Here is a 22,703-nt window from a genome sequence, read left to right as displayed (position 1 = left end):
TAATGAACTACCAGATAAAGACAAAGAGTGTGTCTACTCGCTACTGGATGCGTTCCTTGCTAAATCTAAATTACAAGCGATACTTAAATAAGAATGCCCAGTAACTACCTGGCATTCTTATTTATACTTTAATATCTCGAAGCGATTATAACCCCTATTCTATCTTTATTTTACTTATTTACTCAACTAAATTTATTAAGTATTCAAGTAAGTTAAAATCTCCATAGCTTTTCCATTTACCATCACTAACATACCTCTTTGCTGTCATCAAAAAATTCTCTCGTTCCGTCCAATTAGCAATTCTTTTTCTATTAAGCGTTAAAAAGTTGTACCTATGTAGCTCTTCAGATGGATCGGATGTTAACAGGCCCCAAGAGATAATTTCTCTTGGATTCTCAATTATATTTCCTTCCACATCAATTATGGGTCTCTTATTATTAAACTGATCATATTGTTCCCTATAGTGGATAACATCAGCTGCCAGAGGATGTCTAGTTAAACATTTTTTATGTACCCCTGAATCACTGAAGGGATAAATTCGATCATTTATATTTGATATTAATGGAGGAAACATTATGATATCTTCAAATTCCTGCAATTTACACTTACATATAACACATTCACTTTGACCTTCTATAAGAATTGCCATAATTGATTTTATTTTCTGAGAATAATAGGTGTCTTGTTAAACGCCTCAAAAATGTATTGCTTACTTTGATTCAAGTAAATTAATGCATTGAGATCGCCTGCGCTTGCTCCAGTAATAACAGGATGAGTATGACCAAAGAGTGTCTTAATTTCCCCAGCTCGGAAAAATATTCCATGAGGTCCGCCACTTACTAGCGCTTTTTCACCGGAACTAAGCCTAACTATAGCATGTTCGAGTCCTGTGTTGAACGTTCTTAACTGAGCTGTTTCAATTAAATCCTCTAACTTTTCTCCTTGATAAATATACCGCTCTATTTTCATGGGCCTTGTCAGGCCTCCAGCTCCATTATTAATAGAAAAACCTTTATTAAACGCAGATATACTAAAGATGCTATATTCTAACGTTCCTATCTGAGTGGCTACAGGTAGCAATCCCTCCATTACTTCCATGCTGGACGCATTGGACATCCATTCGGCAGACTTGGGATTACGGCTAAGCATCTCACTTTTAAAGCCGGCGTTAGCATACATAAGCTTACCTATAGACTCCCAATCATAATTATTTCGCTCTGTGGTTATTAGCCCATCAAAATACAAATTGCGCCCTTTTGTCATCCCAACCGCACTTTCCCGATCTTCTGGATGCAAAACAGTACGTGTTGTAGTAGTCCTTCCTCCTCTACTATCGATTATCGTATTTGTCTGATTATACATAAATACATCTGCTCCTCCACTTCGAACCTGCGTTATATCGAATGTAGATGTACCTGTTGGACGCCCTCCATTGCTGGGATAGTATGTTGTTACCCGCCTGTTAAAATTAAAAGTATCTAATCCCGAAGGGTCAGCGTAACTAATAGGATTTCCCGCAAAAGCTTCATAGGAACTATGTTTATAAACTGCATCTATATTCCATCTCCTTCCAATTCTACTATCATATTCCCAGAACTGAGCCGTATAATTATTATCTCCTATCTCGCTCGATTTCTCTTGCCCATTAAACCCATAGCGATAACCCCCAGCATTATATCCCACTCATCCTTGCAACGGCCTTGCACACTTTTTCTACTCAAAGAACTGAGCCTAATATATGTTTTTTCTTTCATCTGTATTGATAATACTAACATTCTTAAGGATCCCAAGACGATAAAGCGATTAAATGAGATTAACGAACTACCAGATAAAGACAAAGAGTGTGTTTATTCTCTTGTGGATGCCTTCCTCTCCAAATCTAAATTATAAGCGATACTTAAATAATTAGGGGCTAACCTTACGGTTAACCCCTATTAAAAGTCACTTAGGCTTTCTTTTTCAGCGCCTTATCTAATAATTTGTAATCATCTGGAGTGATCTTTCCATCGACTACTTTGTCCATCCACTTACGATAGACCGCGTTCATTACAAGCAGACCTTCCTCTGTTAAATCTGATGCCATTATCTTGGTTTCTTCTGTTATTTTCTTATTCCCTTCATTCAAAGGCATATTAACCGAATTATTTGTACCCGGGATTGGCAACCGCCTCTTATATTTAACCTTTATACTCTTCATCGACACCAACTAACTCACTTATAATGACAGCGAATAACTCATTCCAATTCATATTGAGCTAAAAGTTGTTCTTCGAGTTCAATCGTCTTCGCAATGATATATGTAGGTAATGTATCATCACAGTTGAACTTGAAAACGCTAAGGTCACTATAAAACCAATAACCAGAAGTTAAATCCTTCGCATCTTCATATGGAATAACATCCACGCATAATTCGTCAGGAATTATTTTCCATTCCAAAGTACCGATAATCGCATAAACATCTCTAAATATGATTTTTATATTCCGGTAGTATATCATGTCCTTACTGCCTGCGATTTCAAGGATTCCCTTTTTATAAGACAAAACGGAAAATTCAAAGAAATGAAGCCCTTTAGTAATGGAATTTATCTTATCAATTATTTCTTTAGACATATTCTGTGATTATTACCTTTTATCATAAATAATTCTATTTATTGGGTCCAATATTCCAGAGCGGAATATGTGTATCATTGGCAGCTGCGTTACCTCCAGCCTTCAAAGCATCCTTTGAATACCAAGTACCACTTGCACCTAATTCGAATGTTCCACTGCCTTGCACCTTACTTCCTGGTGGCAATACCAATTTTCGCTCGATTCTCCACGTCGGTCCGCTACCTGAGTTAGATCCGGGATACTTAGCAGCTGCGTCCAAATCTATGCCATGGGATCTAACTTCATACCTCCAGCCTCCTAACTCAAACTTTACTCTAAAATTAAAATTTGCATCTGGACCTAATCTTCCTTTAAGTTGAAGAGCATGTTGTATTAACCCGGTAGCTTCGGATGTTTCAGCCGATTGCGCTACAGCAAGATCAACTCCCTCCCCACCATAATTTGTGTAATTAGACGTTTTAGCGGTGCGAGTACCTGCAATCCCAGCATCCTTTACAGTAGGGGCTGCCGATACCTCTCCTGCTGCAATGAGCCCTCCCATACCTATCATTATGCCTGCCGCTACATTCTGAGGGGTCCAAGTTGATTTGTATGCTCCCCATAAACCTCCTCCATTGCCTTCGGACCTTTCAACCCATCCCGCAGCCCAATCTAATTTATCTCTCGTTCTGGTAAATAACCCTACTGCATCAGTTCCAACTATATAATCATCCACATAACCACCCTTTACCTGTTTCCTAGCCAACCACCATTGCTTACCATCCTGACTTACAACTCCATGTAAACGATAATTTCCAACTTTTATAAAATGCTTTTCATCAATTACCCCACTTAATGGCAGTGTCGCTTTGCTTATGTATGTAATTCCTATAGGTTGTTTAGCAGCTGGATCGAACTTCTCTAGTCCATCAAGATCAATAAACTTAACCGGATCATTTTCTGCATAAGCATAACTACTGTTCCATGGATACTTGGGACCTAACGGATCCACACTCAAGAACTTGCCTAACCTCGGATCATACACCCGCATCCCATAATCCTGCTGATTGCCCTCACCCTTCACCTCATTATCATTCTCCTTCCCATTAAACCCATAGCGATAACCTCCTGCATTATACCCCCTCCCTGGCATTTGCATACCAAAAGGATAATACTCTTGAGCTGACCTTACATCCGCTTCATACCATCCAGACTGCAGCCACCTCTTATCGCTAACAGTCGCCAGCACATTCCCCAGGTGATTACTTAATTCAAAGACCTTCTTACCACGCGTAAAGTTAATATTTAAACCTGAACCTAAACCAGGCATATAGACACTTTCATACGAAGCGCTATCTTCCACATTGATACTAAAAGAATTAACGCCTAAACGACTGGAACCATACAAATGTGTTTCTGACTTCGTAAGCATTCCGTTATTTACACCCGGATCGCCTTTAGTGTAAACGCCCATCACATTCCCGGCCGCGTCCCTTACATACCAGGTTTCCAACCCATTGACACTCTTGCTTATACGGTTACCGCTCACATCATAGGTATATTTTATGAGGGTACCGTCTTTCTTAAGGATAGTTTTGATTTTACCATATAAGGTCCATTCAATGGCTGATATCCCTTCTTTCACGTCCGCGACAAGGTTACCAATGCTGTCATAGGTATAGTTCCCTCCAACCTGGTTATCAATATCGACACTATATGCGGAAGAATCAATCGCATCATGCACATATTCTAGCCTATTTGTGCCTGGATAATACTTATAGGTAAGATCATCCATTTGCTTATTGGCAGATGCCTTATTACCATTTCTACTGTATGTCAGAATGTTACCATTCGCGTCATAGCTGATATCCTCTTTGTAATCAGGCAGCTGTACAGGCGTCCATTTATTCGAAAGAGAATCAAGTCCACTGCTGGCCTGCATTCCCTTTAGCCGATTGAGTGCATCATAACTATATGCATACTGTAAAGGACTTCCTACAGAAGGGATTGACTGACTGATAGCACTAATATTTCCGTTGAACAACGGCTTAAGCCCACTCCCGTTTACAGATGCGAAAGGACCTGGTCCGTTACCCAGGGTCTTATAATCCCTGTCACCATAATAATGCAAGGCGAATCCGAAAACGTCGCGGGCTACGCTAGTCCCGTCATGTCCCATGTCAAACTGACCACCTACTGCCGTGCTGTTCACACCTTTGAGCCAGCCCTGTAACGTATAAGCATAATCCAGCCCCTGTACCTGCTGTTGTCCAAGAACAGTTCGTGCCAATGGACCATGCTTGTAATACTGGTAAAAAGCATCGTTCTCCCAATATACGCCGTCACCACTGGTTTCGACCTTTGTCAACCGGTTCTCTGCATCATAGTTATAACGATGATAGAACGCATCTTCCTCTTCCGGTTGATAAGCAACCTGGTTCACCTTACCGCTGATCAGGTCATAGCTATATACCATCTTTTTCCAGCGATTCCTTCCTGATTCACGCATACTCCCCTTCTTGTAGTCCTGTACAAGCGTATTGACATTGCCATGAATATCATAACTATAGAACGTCGCCGTGGTATAATCACCGGAAGCTTGCTCTGGCGATGAGTCATACAAAGCTGTCCAGGAAATCCTGTTACGCAGGTTAACAGCCGTAAGGACATCACCAGACAGAAAACTGTTAGCAACATCATATACAGTTCTTGTAATCTGCGTCCGGCTGTTATATGCATTGGTAAACCAGTTGCCAAGATTAACAGCGTTACGGCTGATACCGTTGTTCATAGACGCACTGCTACTAATTTCACCTACCTCCGTTATACGGCCCAGTTGATCATATTGCGTATAACTGTATGCAGCCAGTGATCGTTGTTTCAAATTCTGTGAAATGGCCAACCTACCCAGCCTGTCATACCAGAACCTGCTGGTTCCCGCATCAGGTGTATTTTGCGCCACCACCTGGCTCAAAGTATTATACCGGTAATTGGTCGCCAATGTATGTGCAGGCGTATTCGAAAGACCAGCGGCTCTCGCACTTCTTACATTTTGCAGCCAGGAAGCTGAACGGTTCACTATAACACCAGCCGGCGGCACCGTTTTCAGAAGATTTCCAGCCTGGTCATAATAGTATAATGTGTAGTGATATTCACTGATATCATAGCCCATAGTATAGCCTTCCCGCTGTCCAGCATGTATGCAGCTATCAGCATAGAGGTTTCCAAAAGCAGTTCGCAACGAATCCCTGTAAGCATTGTACAGCTCTGTACCCTTGCTGACCGCAAAGTATTCATTGTCCGAACAATTATTACTACTGTCTACAACATCTGAAAATATTGGATTCGCATTGCCACACAGCAAAGGTCCACCATGTATCTTATAACAATTGTTCGCGCCGTTGCAGGAAAGTCCAGCCTCATATATGGTAACCTCACCAATACCAACAGAGAGCGGCGATACTGCAGAATCAGCGCCTCGTACTATGTTAGTTGAAAAAGTTCCAAGTTGGTTCTGAGTAACCCTTAATCCAGAAGAAGTACCCTTTAGCACTTCATTATTACAGCTTAACCTCCCTGACACAGGTGTAAAAATAAGCAACCCGAATTTTCCATAGGTCCCTCCCACAGTGTAACTCCCATCACGGTTCTCCAGTATATCGTTCGCATAGATAGTACTATCAAGGCTTATCCCGTCTGACCAGGCTACAGATGAATCGGCGCCAATTTTATTAAACGCCACCATCCCGTAAGGTCTCGTACGCACGTTCTGTACCGCAAGGATTTCCCCATTTGCAGATCCCAGCATTGGCATATTTATGGCCACCATGCTGTCTTTGGGATTTGAAAGCTGCCTGGATGAAATAATATCTCCATACTTGGTAACACTGGCAATCCCATTCTTGAAATTATTACCCAGACCATTTGATACGTTAAATAAATAGCCATACGATGTCACCTGAACTATATTCGGATAGTTATTACTTGTACCCAGTGCACTCCCGAAATCATACCTGAATAATTGGTTTGCGACACCGGTGTTCTTATTGATTTTGGCAATCATAACATCGTAATCATGCCAAACACCGTGTGCCAGGAAAGTACTTCCAAGCACCACCAATGTGTCATGATCCTCCATGAGTGAATAGGCCTCATCTATATTAGAATTTCCCAGCTGCCGAAGCCACCTCCCGTACCCTCGTGAATCCAATGCTCCTATCAACCAGTCGCCGGTGCTATCTACATAGTTGTTGTTTGTTCTTCCTGCAAAAGCATACCCATTGTCACTGGTTTGAATTATGTCCCAGCCAGTTTCTCCCATTGATGTATTCAGGCCAATTTTCCGGCTCCACTCCGTGTTTCCATCACCATCTGTTTTTACTATGAAAATATCTGAGCTATCATGTCCTACGCCCCAGACGGCGCCAATTGCCACAAAACCTCCTTCCTGTGTTGTTTTAAGCTTCGAAAAGTAATTACCTTCACCAACTAGATAGTTATAGGCCCATTGAACCACTCCATACTTGTCTACCTTAAGCAGTAAAGCAACAGTATCTCTAAACACGACCGGATCTGAAAACATTCGCGCATTTCCCCCTCCTCCTGTTATTCCTCTGCCCTTAAGAGAACCTGCCAGCACAAAGCCGTTATCCGGCGTACGCACCATGTCTGAAATTATCACATTACGCTCGTACAATTCACTATAAGTATGGTAGGACGGATTGGCCGGGTTACATACGGTACTATCCCTGATCGTATTCTGTGCGCACGTGTCAATAATAAAATTGAGATACTCCCAGGCCTGCTTGGAAAATCCCAGGCGGCTGTTCATATAAGCTGCAAACAATTGGTTCTTCAATTGCTGTAGGGAATCTGTTTCTGTCCGTTGAGGACTGATACCAGGGAACGTTGTCTGAAAACTATCATATGCCGCTTTTACTTCTGTACATGAGGCACAGCTGGCCGCAGAGTTACATTGCATAACGACTGGTATCGAAATGGGCTTTGACAGATAGTCACACCCCGTCCCGACCATGCTACATGCATCAATAAGCGCCTGTATTTCCGCCTGCGTAAAAGACGTCCCCCTTGTTCTGTTCAGATATACTGCAAGATTCGTATCACCAGTTTTCTTACGTAATTGATACTCCTTCTGCAACATACTTAACTGATTACACTCACAATCTGAAGGACGGGTATAGGACGCCTTATCCGCATACGCAAGCTGCTTATCATATGGCGCTGGCGCCGTAATAAGATAAGCGTTACATACCAGTGGATTATTGATATTATGCGCAACATTATACTCTTCTAACACCGCTTGAAAGCTTTTATATTTATAGCTGCTCGAGGGCCTAACTGTACTCGCACCCATAGGATGATCAATATCTGCTCCCTGTTTACAAACCTCCAGCAATTTAGATTTAAGCTGCTCCCAGTCATTAGAATTATAATCGTATTTACATGGAGCCAGTTGTTGCATCCACGCCGTTACGTATGCATTGCAATTTTCTTCATAACTTTTCTTCAATGCATCACTCATATAATCGGACAGCTCTTTTTCTGTCCTGTCCGGCCTGATAAAATCTAAACCAGCCTGGGATAAGCCCCCCGACGCGGTATTGAAGCGAGGTGACTTCCCAGCTGCAATCAATTGAGCACTGCTTACCATAGCAACACCCGCAGGAGCACCAATATTTGCCACCTCACCGTCAAGTATCTCACGTCTTGCCATCAGATAAAGCTGACGGAAAGTCCGCCAGGCCATATCACGATCTCCTTCACATAAGTTTGTCTCACTAAATGCCATGTCTGGCGTACGATACGACTCTTTGCATGCAGTAAGTGCATCCTGGCACTTCACTGTCATAGTAGCTACACTCCAAAGCGACAACTGCTTAGCCGGGTCAGCGTCCTTGTTGTAACTTTTCAGGACCTGATTTAATTTATCTTTTATTAAAACATCTCTGCTGGCAAGTGGGTCGTTATTCGCTGGTACAATAGGGAATGAATAATCGGAATTACCCGTCGGATTCAGATATCCGGCGCTCTTTGCTTCGGCATATGTATCAATAGCCTCGGCTTTTCTATCCCACTCATAAGCTGTTTGCCGCTGCAGATATGCCTGATACTTGTAGTATTCAGGATGGAACTGTAATAATGCCGCTGCCCAGGAAGACTTGAATTTAGCTGCAAACATCGCTGGCGACAGCCGTTGAGGTTTTACATATGCCTGTATATCGTCGTTGTATACCTGATCAGGAAGCCCTGATTCATCCAGGTAATAAACGTTATCACGCTCATACGGAGCTAACTCCGTTTCATCCTTATGATAAAAAATAGAATAGACGCTTGTTGTATCATTCACATCTGCATACTGCCCGGACGGAGCTGAAACATCCATCAACATTGCTGCAAGTATATCCTCAACATCAGAAGTGTCCTTGCACAATGCCCCGCAAGCCTCGACAGCCTTATTAAAATCTGCCAGCGCCTGCGTTTTGTACAATACAGAATCCTGCACGGGTTGTCCTATGCGGGCCGGATATTTGGCCCAGAAAGAAGCCCATGTGCCCACACTATCCTTACAGGATTTACAATCAGGTACACATTGCTCATTCGCCAGCAACGCCCTCTGTTGCCGGATAAAATCGTCCAGCTTCACACAGGTATCCATCTTCATGAAAACACTGTCCCTGTAATATTCCAAAGCCTGCCTGTTCACCGTCAGGCGCTTAGTGATCTCATAATTTCCTCTCGGCAGATTTATCGAAAAGGATATATTAAAATCTCTTGGTGGTATATTACAGCCTGCTTTTATACTATCCAGGTTATAATTACGGAACACCGTATCAAAAGCTCCTCTTGCCAACCGCTGATTGTAAGCATCATCTGTGATCCTGATCTCCAGGTCATACAGCCCGTTAAAACAAACGGGACCATTACAGGTATTGATCTTTACAACCGGCGCCTTTAATTGATATTTAAAATCATAATCTCCTTTTATTGTTACCAGCTGACTCTGGGTATTCTCAAGCGTAAGGTCCTTTATAATATTACTGCCTGCTCCGGACAGCGAATCAATAACATGCTCCTCCTTATAGGACGTTAGATCGGATAAATTTGCACTATCTGGTTTGCCCGCCAATGCTGTTGCTATTGTACGACCATGCATGTCCACATACGACACTGCAAACTGACCGTTCGCATCCTTAACCATGTTCTTGAAATAGTGCGACTTATCGCCAACGTCTGTACCAAAAAGGGCGTCCAGATCTCCATTTCCTGGAGAACCGTAATAATATTCAGTTTCATGGGTACTTCCAATCCTGAATACCGGTCCCACGCCACTCTGCCGGCTGATACGACCTGTATTATCCTGGGTGTAAACCGTTTCTGTAAAGGCATACCCCTCCGCATCAGGAATGAATTTATTAATGCCTGATGTATCAGGATTGCCGGATGAATAATATTGATTCGTACCACTTTTATCTGACATGGGCTTCGCCGCTGCCGTCAAAAAAGCCGCCGGAGACGGTAAGGTATCGTACTGCCCTTTATCATACTCCGGACTGTTGATACCTCTATTGAATCCGGGAGAATATTTAATGATCGAATTTAGCGTAGGCGATGGCAATACTTGTACTGCGGGCCTTCCCTGATAATCATAGTATGTTTCGCCGACTATAGTGGTTTTGGTGCTATTGTCCTTCGTCACTGTCTGTCTGCCTCTTAAGCTGCCATCATAATATTGTACTACCGACTTACGCTTACCTTCTTCTGCAAAGCTGGTGGTTGCCTGCCAGTTCAATGAATCCTGATGCCCATTAAAAGCGAATGCGCCCAATCCGCCAAAATCAGAGCTCCAATTCGTTTCTGTACGTGCATTGTCAGCCCTCTCCTGTACAGCCCTCACACGAAAATAAAGCGCTCCCTTGCCATCATACAATAACGGAATATTATAATTATTGTCTGCAACAGTTACACGTGAGGCATTATTCTTAAATATCTTATTAGGGTTCAGTGGATTACCATATCTCTGAGCCTTCAAGGCGCTGGAATCTATATAGGCCCATTCAAGATCATAAACATCCGCTCCGGTCACTCCGTTCCACTCAACCCGCAACTCATCGGCATTGTTGGGCGATACCGGTTGTATAGACCTGAAAGCCTTTACAGCGTCATTGGAACAGGAAAGTTTATACACAGGAGATACCTGCATTTCATTGTCCAGCTGCAGCACAGACTTTACATCACTACTGCCCGTGGTGGTCACACCAAGAATCTTCGCTGTCACCATGTGTGCGTTGCTGAATACGAAGCTGCTTCTGCTTGTGTAGCTACTTGTATCAGCATAATTAATAGACAGTGTTCTGTCAATGGAGTCCGTCTGATAATCCGGTCTTGTATAAATGATCCTTACGGACACCTGTGCAGTAAAAGCCTGCGGCAGCGGTACGCCTGCATATTCATTTATTTTTAAGGTGATAATATTCTTTACCAGGTAAGGTGTATCTAATGTATTGATCTTACTTGCATCGAAATAAATATCATCTTTTACCATTACAAAGGAGTCCTTTGCTATCTGCCCTTTCTTACCGTCCAAAAATTCTTTCAATGTTTTAACGGTTTGCCCGTGTCCGGCAATAGTTAGCATGAGCAATAAGACGATTGTCAGCGCTACGCGAAGGCATACTATTCTCCTCATAACAGGTGCGCTCAGATTATATAGGGATAATAAAAATGGGCTCATTGATCAATGTTTTCTTTTAAGAGAGCACTTCTCGTTTCTGTGATAGTTTTAATACCACGTTCCGTTTCTTTCTTCAGGCGGATGAGCGTACCGTCATCATCATATTCATAGAAGGTAGCGTAGTTATTCTCATCGAGTTCCGCCATGAGACGAAGATCTGAAGGTCCGTAAACAAACGATTTCATATTAGCATTGTAGGGGTGAATTCTGATATCATCGAAGAACACCGCGTGCCCGGCAGTTGCTTTCATTAACAGTGAGAGCGAGACGGCATCATCCGGTATAGCTATTACCTCCTCATAACGTTGCCACCCTTCTATAATGGCTCCTTTAGGATGTGCAACAACCGTATTACTGTCGCCCGGTTGTTTAATCACCAGCGCCATATAGTTTCCTGTATACGTATTGCCCTTGCAATCCTGCTGTTCTTTTACCCAGGCACTCACTACGATCGTCTTACCTGCTATTGGAGAAAATGAGGGTAACAATGCTCCGCTATCTGTTTTAATAGACGCGAGGCCGGGAGTAATTATACCGCAACTAACATCCGCTCTGTTAAAAGTCATTCCAAATCCTTCTCCTTCTATGTCCTTTATGCTGGCTGTTATACCCGCACTGGAATCGACACGGAGACTGTACATCCCCGTATGCTGCTGCGTTATATCAAGCTGATTTTTATAAAAAGAAAAATCAAAACTCCTGGGAACACTGCATGCTGCGTCACAAGGATTACCTCCAAAATCGTAGTCTTCAAATCCTTCAAATGCGATCTCCCTGTATCTGGCGTTCTGTACTACTGCAACGGGCAGTGCGTCATCGTATCCGTACAGCCCCGCATTATAGCGCCCAAGAGGATCCCTGTTTTCCAACTCAAGCCCTTTCCTGTTTACCAATGTCAGTTCGCTATTCCATACCCATTTAGTGGTATCCGGAGAATTGTCCTGCATAGCCTGCAAGCTGCCTCCTGAGAACTTCCAGAAGGTCCTGAAATTGCTGATGGTACCTGCAGTCCGCATAGATATATTCGCCGACGGACTTGGGTCTGTCTCTTTACGGTCGTCATAGTAAGCATAGGAGCGCGACGGACGCCAGTTACCAGCTAACCCATATAGATAAGCGTTCACCGAGCTTTCTGTAACAGCGCTGTAACAAGAGCGTACTACATCGTCATCCGTGCAATTCAGACATGAATCAACTTTCAGACGAGCCTTGATAGCGCCGGTTCCTGACGTATGGTAAGTGACAGTACCATCCGTGCCACAGGCATCGCTTAACAGACCGGCAAATGTTACCGCAAGCCCTGTAGTTGAATTAATTGAAACAGTGCAGTCTCCAATAACTGCGCGGTATACCGTAGCATTTGGCTCCTGTGTTTTGGCATAAAAAGAACCATTAACATTACGCGATAGTATCTGACATTGCGTAAAAGACACGCTATAGCCCGAATTTCGGGCCTCTTCAAGTAGGTCCGAAACGAGTATCCCGTCAGACGGCTGAATAAACAACCTGTTTGATTTTATCAGGTAATCGAAGAATGGTCTTAAACACTCGCAGGTGCAGGCAGTTGCTCCACTTCCACCCTGGGCATTTAACCTCCGGATGCCACCTGTCAGCAAAACAATAGTCAGCAACAAAAACCGTATATATGATTTCATAAATCTCTTGCTAGTTTTCATTAAAAATTATTCTTCCATTGATCCAGGATCAGGAATGTAACCTGTGCCAGGTGACAAATAATAAAACGCATTCCAACATATCCCTTCGCTCCTCATCTCTGTGATCGGCTTACCAATAAACGTTGATGTTCCGTTGCATACTTTTGATATATGAAATACTTCAGGGTCGCTTGGATTACAATCATATCTTTTCACCATATAATTAACAGTCAGATCAGTAACCGTTGTCGGAATTGTTAAAGCTGCATCTGCAAAGAAGTGTACTGAAATCAATGAATACGATTTCACGCCATCTGTTCCTGCGGGTTCTACTGTCATTTGTACATAGACGCCATTCATACAAGTTCCCTTTTCATTGGCTTCAGCCTGCGCAAAAGCCCAATATCTTGCCCTTGCCTTTTCGTTCGCCGCTTCTTTGCTTATGAACGATGTATCCACCCCAGCAGGAACTTTCACCCATACCCCAACCGGAATACCACTTGCACAAACCGGGTAAGCCAGTATCCCAGTAGTATCATTTTTAAAGTAACATCTTCCATTTCTATTCGTCACAATCCGCGCACTATCCCCCAGTTGTCTTTTTACGTTACTGTCCGCGTCTTCCTGACTGATAGTAGAAGTATACGCTCCCGCAGGTATTCTGTAAGTATAAAGAACAGGAATAGCATTATCCTGGCAGGCTTCTGAAAATAATGTAACACTATCCGCCTTGCTGGTATATGTATAAGTACATGTGCCGTACATATTCGCATAAACCTGTCCAAGGCTGTCAAGTGCTGCCCTTGCTTTGGTAGTTGCATCAGATATACTTATAGTGGAAGTGAATCTGTTCGCCGCCATCGTGTAAGTAACCGAACTTCCCTGTCCATTGCCATCGCAGTTATTCTTCTTAAATACCTTACTTACGGCAATGTTTCCATAATATCGTACCCCACAGTCACTACCGCCGCCTATATATTCGCTATATGGAACAGGTACACATACCGTAGCCTCTGACAACTTCTTTTTATCACTTACCTTCCAGAATTGTTTATAGGAGACGGCGGACGCTGATACAATGTTAATAGAGCTATCCAGCACCAGTGAATTTCCTCTAAGAGGGTTTTTTAAACTTGTAATACTGCCAACTGCTCCCGCGATATTCCTTCTGCCAGACCGGGTGATCTTAAGCGTGATATCATTGCCAGTGAATGGAGCTCCATCCCGGTCCACAAAATAGATATCAGGCTGCCCACCAGTTATAACATTAGCGTTTACCGCATAAATAAACGATGACGTTGGGAATGTCGCTATCTGTGGATCACATATCGTACCTCCCGTCTTCGGATAAGAATAAACCAATATCTCATCTCCGGCTGAAAAGTAATCTGTAACATTTCCAGTTAATCCACTAACGATACGCCCATCCTTCATGGTGATATTATCCATCGTTACGCCTATATTCTTATAAGCGCCACTCATTCCATCATAAGCCCATCCAACGGGATAACTAAAATTATATACAGGATCATTAAATTCATTCTGTGTGCTGGTCAGCAAAGGATCTCCTGTTTCACCATCGTACAGCAGATTTCTTGTAGTCACACGGCTTCCTTTATCAATAGCAAGTACGCTATCCAGAATACCATGCCTGTTGATGATCTTTGTTGCTGCTACAGAACGGTACTGTGTTTCTTCCCGCTGCACCAGATTAAGCAGCATAGGAACGAGGAATACAGGAGGCCAGAAAAACTTAAACATATCTACATTGACATTCGCACTATATCCGTTTGTTACAGAATGCTGCTCTCTCATATCCAGCATTAATTCAATTTCCTTTCCTATTGTAACAGCCCGCTTAACATCACCATGAGGAGTAATGACGTCGACCGTATTATTGAGATGTTTCTCTAAAGCTCCCTGATCATCCACCTTATAAAAGTATTCAGTATAAGCGACGGGCTTGTCCAGGTCGGTTTCAGGATACGATGCCTGTGAGCGGATCTTCCCGGTCATATCATTCAGCTCCACTTTAAAGCCCTGGCTTAATGCAAGGAACTGACGGGCATTGATCCGCAAGAGGTTTGATAAAAGGGGCTTAAAGCGCTTTTTACTGTCCCCCAGGTTCGTTACATCTGTCAGTGTTGGAAAATCATAACCTGTATAAAAACATGTTTCTTCGAAACCATTCGCGGAACGCGTCTTATCTGCATGAATGGTTCTTACACGCACCCTGCTGTAGCCAACTGCAGGCGCAGGGAAAAATCCTTCGCCGTAAGGCAGTTCCGTATATCCTCTGTCTACAGGGACGAGCGACGATACCTGCATATTATATTCCACCGGTACCTTCCATGGATTTTCCTCTCCACCTATGATGGGTTCATAGGAAGCAACACCACTGCTGATCACCTCCTTTTTTCCATTCAATTCCTTTGTTGTAGTATACTTGTATTCCTGCCCATATATGGATTCCCGCTGTTTAGTCATCTTATCCCAATGGTCATAGATAACGACCTTTTTAACACGCAGTCCTCCTCCATATTTTTTATAATAGGGATTATTTAACCGTACATAACTTCTGTTAAGATCAACATCTTTTGCCCATCGCTTCACCCTCGCGGCGATATCGAATGTCAACATCATATTTGTCATATTATCAGCCTGTGATAACAACATCTTTACAATATCCACAGGACTCACATCATCGGTCCCTATATCCGATCCCGGGTAAGCTTTTGAGGGGAGGTTCAAACGTAGGTATTGTAAGGCTGATTCCGCAATCGGGCTATACACACTTTTTGGGGTATTCATCTTTGCAGAAGGATCTATCGCCTTCAGGCGCACCCATATTGTCTTTCCGCTATTAAAGAAGCCAAAAGTGCCAGGATCAACTGTTGCATAGCAAGGTATATACTCTTTTCCTTTGCCGAATTTATCGCCTAGCATCTGTACCGATAAACGGAAGTACAGCTTATCCATGCCTTGCAGATATCTGTTATAGACTTCTTCATTACTATTTACTGCATATGGAACATTAATGGATACATACAAATAGTCTATGGCGCCATATAGGTCTGTGCTCAAATCAGTGAGTGAAGAAGGCTTCCCCGCTGAAAATCCAGCTACTTTATAAAGCTGTGCAGCCCGTTTGTTCTGTACATAGGCATAATCATCACTCTCGTAAGTCACCTTCATACGGCCACCGGAGGGTAATACAATTGAGTCCAGCGTCCAGGCCGCAGCATTATTGGCAGCGATAGCACTATCCTGCAGCGCATAAGGGTAATCAGCATTTGCGATCACATTTTCAGCTGTCGATCCCGGATTCTGCAAAGCATCTTTATAGTTCCCCCACCGGTCATTCGCGGCAGCATTATAAGCTGGGTTATTATTGTTATAACTGAATATATATGGATTACGTTTCCCTTTATCATTACCATTGTACGTGAACCAGATCTTTTTTAAAGTAAGCTTTCCTTTATTATTCAACTTACCATTTACACCGGGACAAAGCTCATAGCTATATTCAAAATGAACGGTTTTTACAGCCCTTGCATATTTACCGTTTTTCTGAAAATCAGCTTTCGTATATAGATTTATCTCGTCCAGTTTTCTCGTGAGACTGTCAGGCAGTCTCACACCATTTTCGTCAACCGCAAACATATCTTCCCGCTTACTTAGCTTAAAGGTTGCGATCATGTTCTTCGACTCAATCGAGTGTACATACCACAACTCTTTTTCGCCGTAAACATAACTGCCCTTGTCGTCCCTGTCGTCAGTTTTCAATCCTTCACTGTAGTTCGCCATCGCGTCTCCTGCCGGGATACGCCATTTATATGGATTCTTAGTGCCAGCCGTCTTCGTATAATTAAATTTAATCGCATCACCCGGATCATCAATAGAGATCCCATCTCCGGTCAGGTCCTGATATTCCGGAGACAGAATACCTGTCAACAGGAAGGAGTGTGCGTACGCAGGTACCGTTTCGCTGCTGAAGTAATGATCCAGTCCATTTTTGTTATCAACAGTATTATCCTGGCCCGGCACATATTTTACCTGTCCGGTTGCAACATTGCCACTACTTTTCTTTACCGAAAACGTAACTTCCTTTTGCTGAAGATTATATACCGGAATACCATAAACATATCTCTTGCCATCCCTATTCAATACAGCGATTTCGGAAATGTGGTTCTTCTTACGGAAACCGTTTACTCTTGTCTCGCTCGACAAGCTATCCGGTCCGGTAACGAAGGTGTCTTTGACTGGCATATGGTACAGATATTCTTTGGGAATAGGCATGGCAGGCAAACCAGCGTATTTCCATGACAGACCTATACCTGATCCTCCTTTAACCTGGCGATATTTTATTCGTAAATTATAAACGTCGCCCGCCACCAGGTTCACCTTCCCCGAATCCTCCAGGGAATGATCCCCAAAACGGTCCACAAGAACCGAATCATTGAGAATTACCTGCGCCCCGTCGTCCGAACCTACATAAAACGTATATCTGCCGGTAACCGGAGCTTTCAATCTACCTGTCCACCGTATTGAAAAATTTGTACTCACCTTCTCAACTCCTTGTGGCCAACCTGCAAGAAACGCACCTATGTTCGGGAAGTTTATCTGGCTGTCAGATCTGTTTAACAACAGCGTCTCGAAATTCTTTCCTTTAAAATATTCGCCAAACAAGCCGATCCCATTTCCTTCAACGTCACTGGGAAAGTCTTTGGCACAATGATTTACTGCAAATGAATCTTCTCTGTGGTTCTCAATATATCTTGACAATCCTGCCTTACCAGCTTCCTCTGCTGTCAGATAGGAAATCACCTGAGTTCTCTTGTCACGTACCGCCCTCTTCATATTCTGAGGATTCACTGTCAGCTTTCCAACATACCGCTGCCGCTGGTAACGGTTCAATTGATTGGATGTGCGAATGTCAGGATCACTGCTTCCGTTTTGAATGAGATTAACCGCCACAACATCATCCTCCCCGATGTTTTTATAGAAAGCAGAATCCGTAATCGTCATTTCTCCCGGATTCCGGAAATAGGCTGCTTCAAATAATTTATTGGAGCCGGAGAAAGCAACATTCGTTGCAAGTGGGTTCTGTTCCTGCCATGGGCCGGTAGTTGTAGACGCCCTGTTATATGCCAGATCTACCCCGGCGTGCACCAGGTCGCCCACTCCCAGATCTATACTTGCATTCCCCGACTGATCTTTCGTTTTCATAGTATGATCAAACACATACCCTATATCTCCACGGTATGCCCGGAACATTCCTCCCGTGCCTTCTCCGGACATTGAAAAGACGTCGTACGTATATGATGGGATGCCAATATTAGGTACTTCCGGTTTCTCCCTGTATGGTATATCACGTTCCCTGTTAAAATCGAGTAAAACAGAAGTGTTATTTTTTGCCTGTTGATAATTCAGGTAGCCATAAGCAGGCAATGACATTCTCCTGTCCTCCGGTTTAATTACCTGCTCCGACGCGTAGGCATTAAAAAACCAGTTCGGATGTAATACCTTTTGCGACGACCCTGTTTTTAGCGTAACGCTAATAGAGGAACTGGTATAGGGTAAAGAGATCTCAGGTATATATGACGGATAAGAAAAGCTGATCGCTGCTGAAGGGGCGATTCTCGCCAACCCGCTATTAGCCATTACACTTAGGTTCCTATCATCAATATTGTATTGCTTCAGACCAGTTGAAAGCTGCAAAGTTTTCAAACCTGTGCGGGAGCTAAAGGTGGAGCCAATAGTCACGTTACCTGCAAAACCGCCTGTCTTCTGAGCGGCCCGGCCAGACATGCCATATGACAAAGAAGGTGTTAATGAAGCCCCTTGCTGAGAACTATTTACCATGGATAATCCCGCCGAAAAATCTCCCATACTGGCAGAACCGGCATTAATGCTGGAATTAACGGCTACTTCCATTCCAAGACCTCTGTACGTATTGTAAAACAATCCTACCGATCCTTTAAGCGAAACGTCGCCACTGCCCTTCTTTGGAAGCGGGAATCCAACCAATTCCACATCTGCACCTACTCCTCCTCCGAAAGTCCTATTGGCTTTTATCGATGACACTTTCTGAACCGTATCCTCAGTTCCACTGAAATCGTCTGGCAGGCCGCGCATATTACGGGTGATGGTACCCGGATTGATATTCCATCCAAGTCCTACCCAACTAGCCTCCTGGTCCATGGAAATACCGCTGTTATAACCGATTGCGATCGGATATCCTCCTACATCCAGAAGAGGAATGGAATAGGAAAAGTTACCGGTAAACAGGTCCACCATGTTGGCATTATTAACGGAAGCAAATGCCTGCATTTCGGGCTGGGTAGGCCCTCCTATAAATGCTTCCTCTTTCGGACGAAGCTTTTCCGGCTTACCCGTTGGTGCATCCACCGGCTTTGATATGCTTTTCTGTGTATGCAACGGGGTTATTACACTCACTCGCGGCATAGGCATTGGAGAGCGCGTAGCCCCAAGAGCGAAAGAAGGGATAATCGCTTCAAAATATAACAAGGCAAGTAACAGGTAAGCAACCGTCTTCTTCCCTTTTTCACTTAATTCCAGTATCATTAGGAATAAATTTGAACATTATTTCATCTGGTATATTGGCTGCAACACCTCTATTACTGCGTAAATAGTAAACGGTATAAGGATCTTACTAATTTGTCCCCCGGGTATGAGCACAACAAAGTGTACCGCCCGATATAACAGCAGCAGAGTATGAAATACAGCATAAAATGCTTGTAGTCACCTAATAGCAGAACATTACGCTATTAGCATTAGTACAAGGCTAACAAATAATACAACAAGTGCGTTTTAGGAATATGAGTTCATAGATAACTAAGGATTATTTTCTCTTCTTTACTTATAACGATTAGATTTTTGCACTACGAACATTTGTGCATCTTATGCTATAAAAGGGCAACAAATGTATTTGTCCATTTCGTCCTGCCGATAAAGGTATAGGTATACAGCAAGCTCTATAATATGCAAACATACATTTCCAAACGAATATTACAAATTTTTCTTTCGCTTCATAATTGCCGGACAAAGACAACTACTTACCACTCGAACTATTACCATCTCCAAACAAAAAGGCCGACCATTCCGGTCAGCCCTATAACATAAAAAAACTTCACATCAGTTATCATTTCACCAGTCTCCAACTCAGCGGATACCTGTACAAAACACCATTATGCGCCTTCGTCGCCGCTATCACAGAGAATATAATATTCACCAGGTATACCACTCCACGTGTACCGTGGAAAATAGAAATATCAGTAATATCCCAGTAATGAAAACCTGGTCTTCCCCAGGCCCAGTCCCAATGATTGATCATACCGAACAGGTTAAGCGCCACGTTCACGATACTTAGCGTGATCTGGAAATTAAGCGCTTCTTTTCCTGTCTGGTTCAGGAAGTCGGACTCACTGCGTTTGATCAGCCAGAGGACCAACGCAACGATGATATTGCCTGCCGGCGGAATGAACAGCATACCGGCAAGACCGCCCAGGTGCATGGCGAGCGCCCAGTTTCTTTCTTCTTGTTGTTGCATAGAGAATATATAGTTTCGGGTTATGTCTTCAGGGAACTTTGGTTGATCAGCAAAATAAAATAAACTACAAACCTGTAAGCCGGATTCTGTTCTCCCCGAAAGAAGATACTATCATTTATCTTCGATACCGTTCACACGGCACCTGTATCTGCCTACCCTCGGTCATTGGACGAGCAGCCCTTAAGCGACCGTATACATGGCATTTCAGCACGCAAGGTTTACCCTCCCGATATGTTGCCATACCAGAACGTAGGCTCTTACCCTACATTTTCACCCTTACCCTATACCGCTTGCGCGGAATAAGGCGGTTATTTTCTGTGGCACTGTCTGTACCATTCTTCGCTCTTTTAACGGAGAAAAGAACAGCCCCACCCGTTAGGTGGTGCGTTGCTCTATGCTGTCCGGACTTTCCTCATCCTCCTTTCGGCGGAAGCGATAGTACGGTTTGTAGTTTCTGCAAATGTAATAGAAAAGACGGCAACTGGGTTAGTGCCGGAAAAATATCTCCGTAGCGCCATAGCCATAGCGGGGATGATATTCATTGATAAACCGCTCCACTTCAGGCGTATCACGCAGAATAGCGTGTATCTCATCCTTCAGCTTGCCCTTCCCAACCCCGTGGATCACGATCATGCTGTGCTGGTGATGCACAATCGCCAGTTCCAGGTAGTGTACGAATTCATTCAGCTGTATGGCCAGTATCTCTATATTCTTCAATCCGCGCCACTCTTTAGTCAGCATCTCAATATGCAGGTCGAGCTCATATTTAGGCTGTGCGGGCGGTTCCGGGGCTGCGGGAGCCGCCGGTGTGCTGCCGGCCGACAATGATCCTATACTGCTGGCATCGAAATAAGGCTTATCGTTTTTACTCTTTTCAGGGTATTTATCAAACAACAGCTGGCTAAGCGTAGCATCCCTTCTCGTCTGTAGTTCGGAGAGCTGCAGGAACAATTGCTTCACCTTCGGTTTCCATGTTTTCGGGAAAGAAGGCGCCAGTTTATCGTTCTTCTCTTTAGGGAAGAAAACGAACTCCAGCCTCGGGCCGTCGTTCAGCGATTCAAACATCAGGTCGGACAGGTAAAAATTACTGAATGGCTGGATCTCATTACGGATCTCCAATTCCATGCTGTTGCGCAACCATACCTGGAAGTTAAACCGGTAGGCTTCGCTGGTCTCATTCAGCAGGTAAAATTTGAGAGATTGAACGTGCTCCTCGTAAGCATCCATTCTGAAAACAGGCAGGATCGACAGGAACATGCCCCTGCTCATCCGGATATTGTCCTCATACTTCTTTTTCTCCGGCTTGATATCATAGCCTTGCACCCGCTGTGGCGGAGGTGCCGGTTTAGGTGTCGTAAAGCGATGAAAATACGGGAAATCGATCTGGTCAAGGTATACCGGAAAGGTTACTTTACCCACTTCGACCATCACCATAGTATCATTGATAATATCCACCACTGTCCCTTCCTCCTTGGAGTGAAGCAGTAATATTTTATCGCCTATCTCAAACTTCATACTTACAATCTCCGCGATAGAAAATACGGTTTTACCTGAACTGCCAGTAAAAAGCAGTCCGCATCGCGGAGGGCAAAGGTAAGACAATTATTCCTCAAGCCGGATGACGGCGCATATAATCGTCAAATGAAATGGGGCCGCTGCCTTCCACCAGGAAGAAAACCAGGAGCAGCAGAACAAGGATAGAAAGGCCGGTTCCTTCATGTACATTAAATAACCCCGTAGAGGTATGTACAAAGAAGATGGCGCCTAAAAGGATTGGAATTTGAGCCAGAACGGCCACGCGTGTAAGTAAACCGAAAACGATAAGAACACCTCCGAGCAAATGAGCAAAGACAATGTAGTGAGCAAGCCAGAAGGACATTACTGTGAGCCAGGGACTTTCGTCGATCACAGCTTTAAGTGCATCAATGTTTTGTATGAAAACCACTCCTTTGTAGAACAGAAATACGCCTAACAGGACACGAACACCATCAAGCCACCTCGGATGATGACGCTCGCCCCAACGGTCGATTCGTTGTAGCAGATTCATAACACAAGATTTTAATGATCAAAGAGCTTATCCGAATATACGAAATAAACTTGACGGCAGCAACAATTGACCTAAAACCATGATTTA

10 protein-coding genes and 1 other RNA gene are annotated in these 22,703 nt (G+C 43.6%); all 11 read right to left on the bottom strand.

Translation table 11 applies throughout. The features are described 5' to 3' along the window. Positions 1-178: 178 nt before the first annotated feature. Positions 179-649: a hypothetical protein gene (locus C7475_RS01285; RefSeq protein WP_110050208.1), complete on the bottom strand. Its 471-nt coding sequence runs from the start codon at positions 647-649 to the stop codon at positions 179-181. An 8-nt stretch (positions 650-657) separates the two neighbouring features. Further along, positions 658-1,683, bottom strand: a complete 1,026-nt coding sequence (locus C7475_RS01280; protein WP_110050206.1) for a hypothetical protein — start codon at positions 1,681-1,683, stop codon at positions 658-660. Between the two features lie 262 nt (positions 1,684-1,945). After that, a complete protein-coding gene (locus tag C7475_RS32870; RefSeq protein WP_158286380.1) occupies positions 1,946-2,083 on the bottom strand; it encodes a hypothetical protein in 138 nt (45 codons plus the stop codon). Between the two features lie 152 nt (positions 2,084-2,235). Then, a complete protein-coding gene (locus C7475_RS01270; protein WP_110050201.1) occupies positions 2,236-2,610 on the bottom strand; it encodes a hypothetical protein in 375 nt (124 codons plus the stop codon). Positions 2,611-2,644: 34 nt separating this feature from the next. Then, positions 2,645-11,341, bottom strand: a complete 8,697-nt coding sequence (locus C7475_RS01265; RefSeq protein ID WP_146217431.1) for an RHS repeat-associated core domain-containing protein — start codon at positions 11,339-11,341, stop codon at positions 2,645-2,647. Beyond that, the gene (locus tag C7475_RS01260) at positions 11,338-12,996 is read right to left on the bottom strand and encodes a hypothetical protein (RefSeq protein ID WP_110050196.1); all 1,659 of its coding nucleotides are present in this window, start codon (positions 12,994-12,996) and stop codon (positions 11,338-11,340) included. The genes C7475_RS01265 and C7475_RS01260 overlap by 4 nt, the downstream gene beginning before the upstream one ends. A 27-nt stretch (positions 12,997-13,023) precedes the next feature. Next, a complete protein-coding gene (locus C7475_RS01255) occupies positions 13,024-19,584 on the bottom strand; it encodes a DUF5977 domain-containing protein (RefSeq protein ID WP_110050194.1) in 6,561 nt (2,186 codons plus the stop codon). 577 nt (positions 19,585-20,161) lie between these two features. Further along, a complete protein-coding gene (locus C7475_RS01250; protein ID WP_110050192.1) occupies positions 20,162-20,569 on the bottom strand; it encodes a DUF4870 domain-containing protein in 408 nt (135 codons plus the stop codon). Between the two features lie 59 nt (positions 20,570-20,628). Beyond that, positions 20,629-21,021: RNase P RNA component class A (gene rnpB / locus C7475_RS01245), an RNA gene on the bottom strand. A gap of 34 nt (positions 21,022-21,055) precedes the next feature. Next, positions 21,056-22,084, bottom strand: coding sequence for a Smr/MutS family protein (locus tag C7475_RS01240; protein ID WP_110050190.1), 1,029 nt, complete (start codon positions 22,082-22,084; stop codon positions 21,056-21,058). Between the two features lie 94 nt (positions 22,085-22,178). Beyond that, entirely contained in the window at positions 22,179-22,616 is a 438-nt protein-coding gene (locus tag C7475_RS01235; RefSeq protein WP_110050189.1) for a DoxX family protein, read from the bottom strand. Positions 22,617-22,703 lie beyond the last annotated feature (87 nt).

The organism is Chitinophaga sp. S165, assembly GCF_003182155.1.
Lineage (GTDB): Bacteria > Bacteroidota > Bacteroidia > Chitinophagales > Chitinophagaceae > Chitinophaga.
The sequence above is the reverse complement of the archived record's forward strand: the minus strand, read 5'-3'. Positions and strand labels throughout refer to the sequence as shown.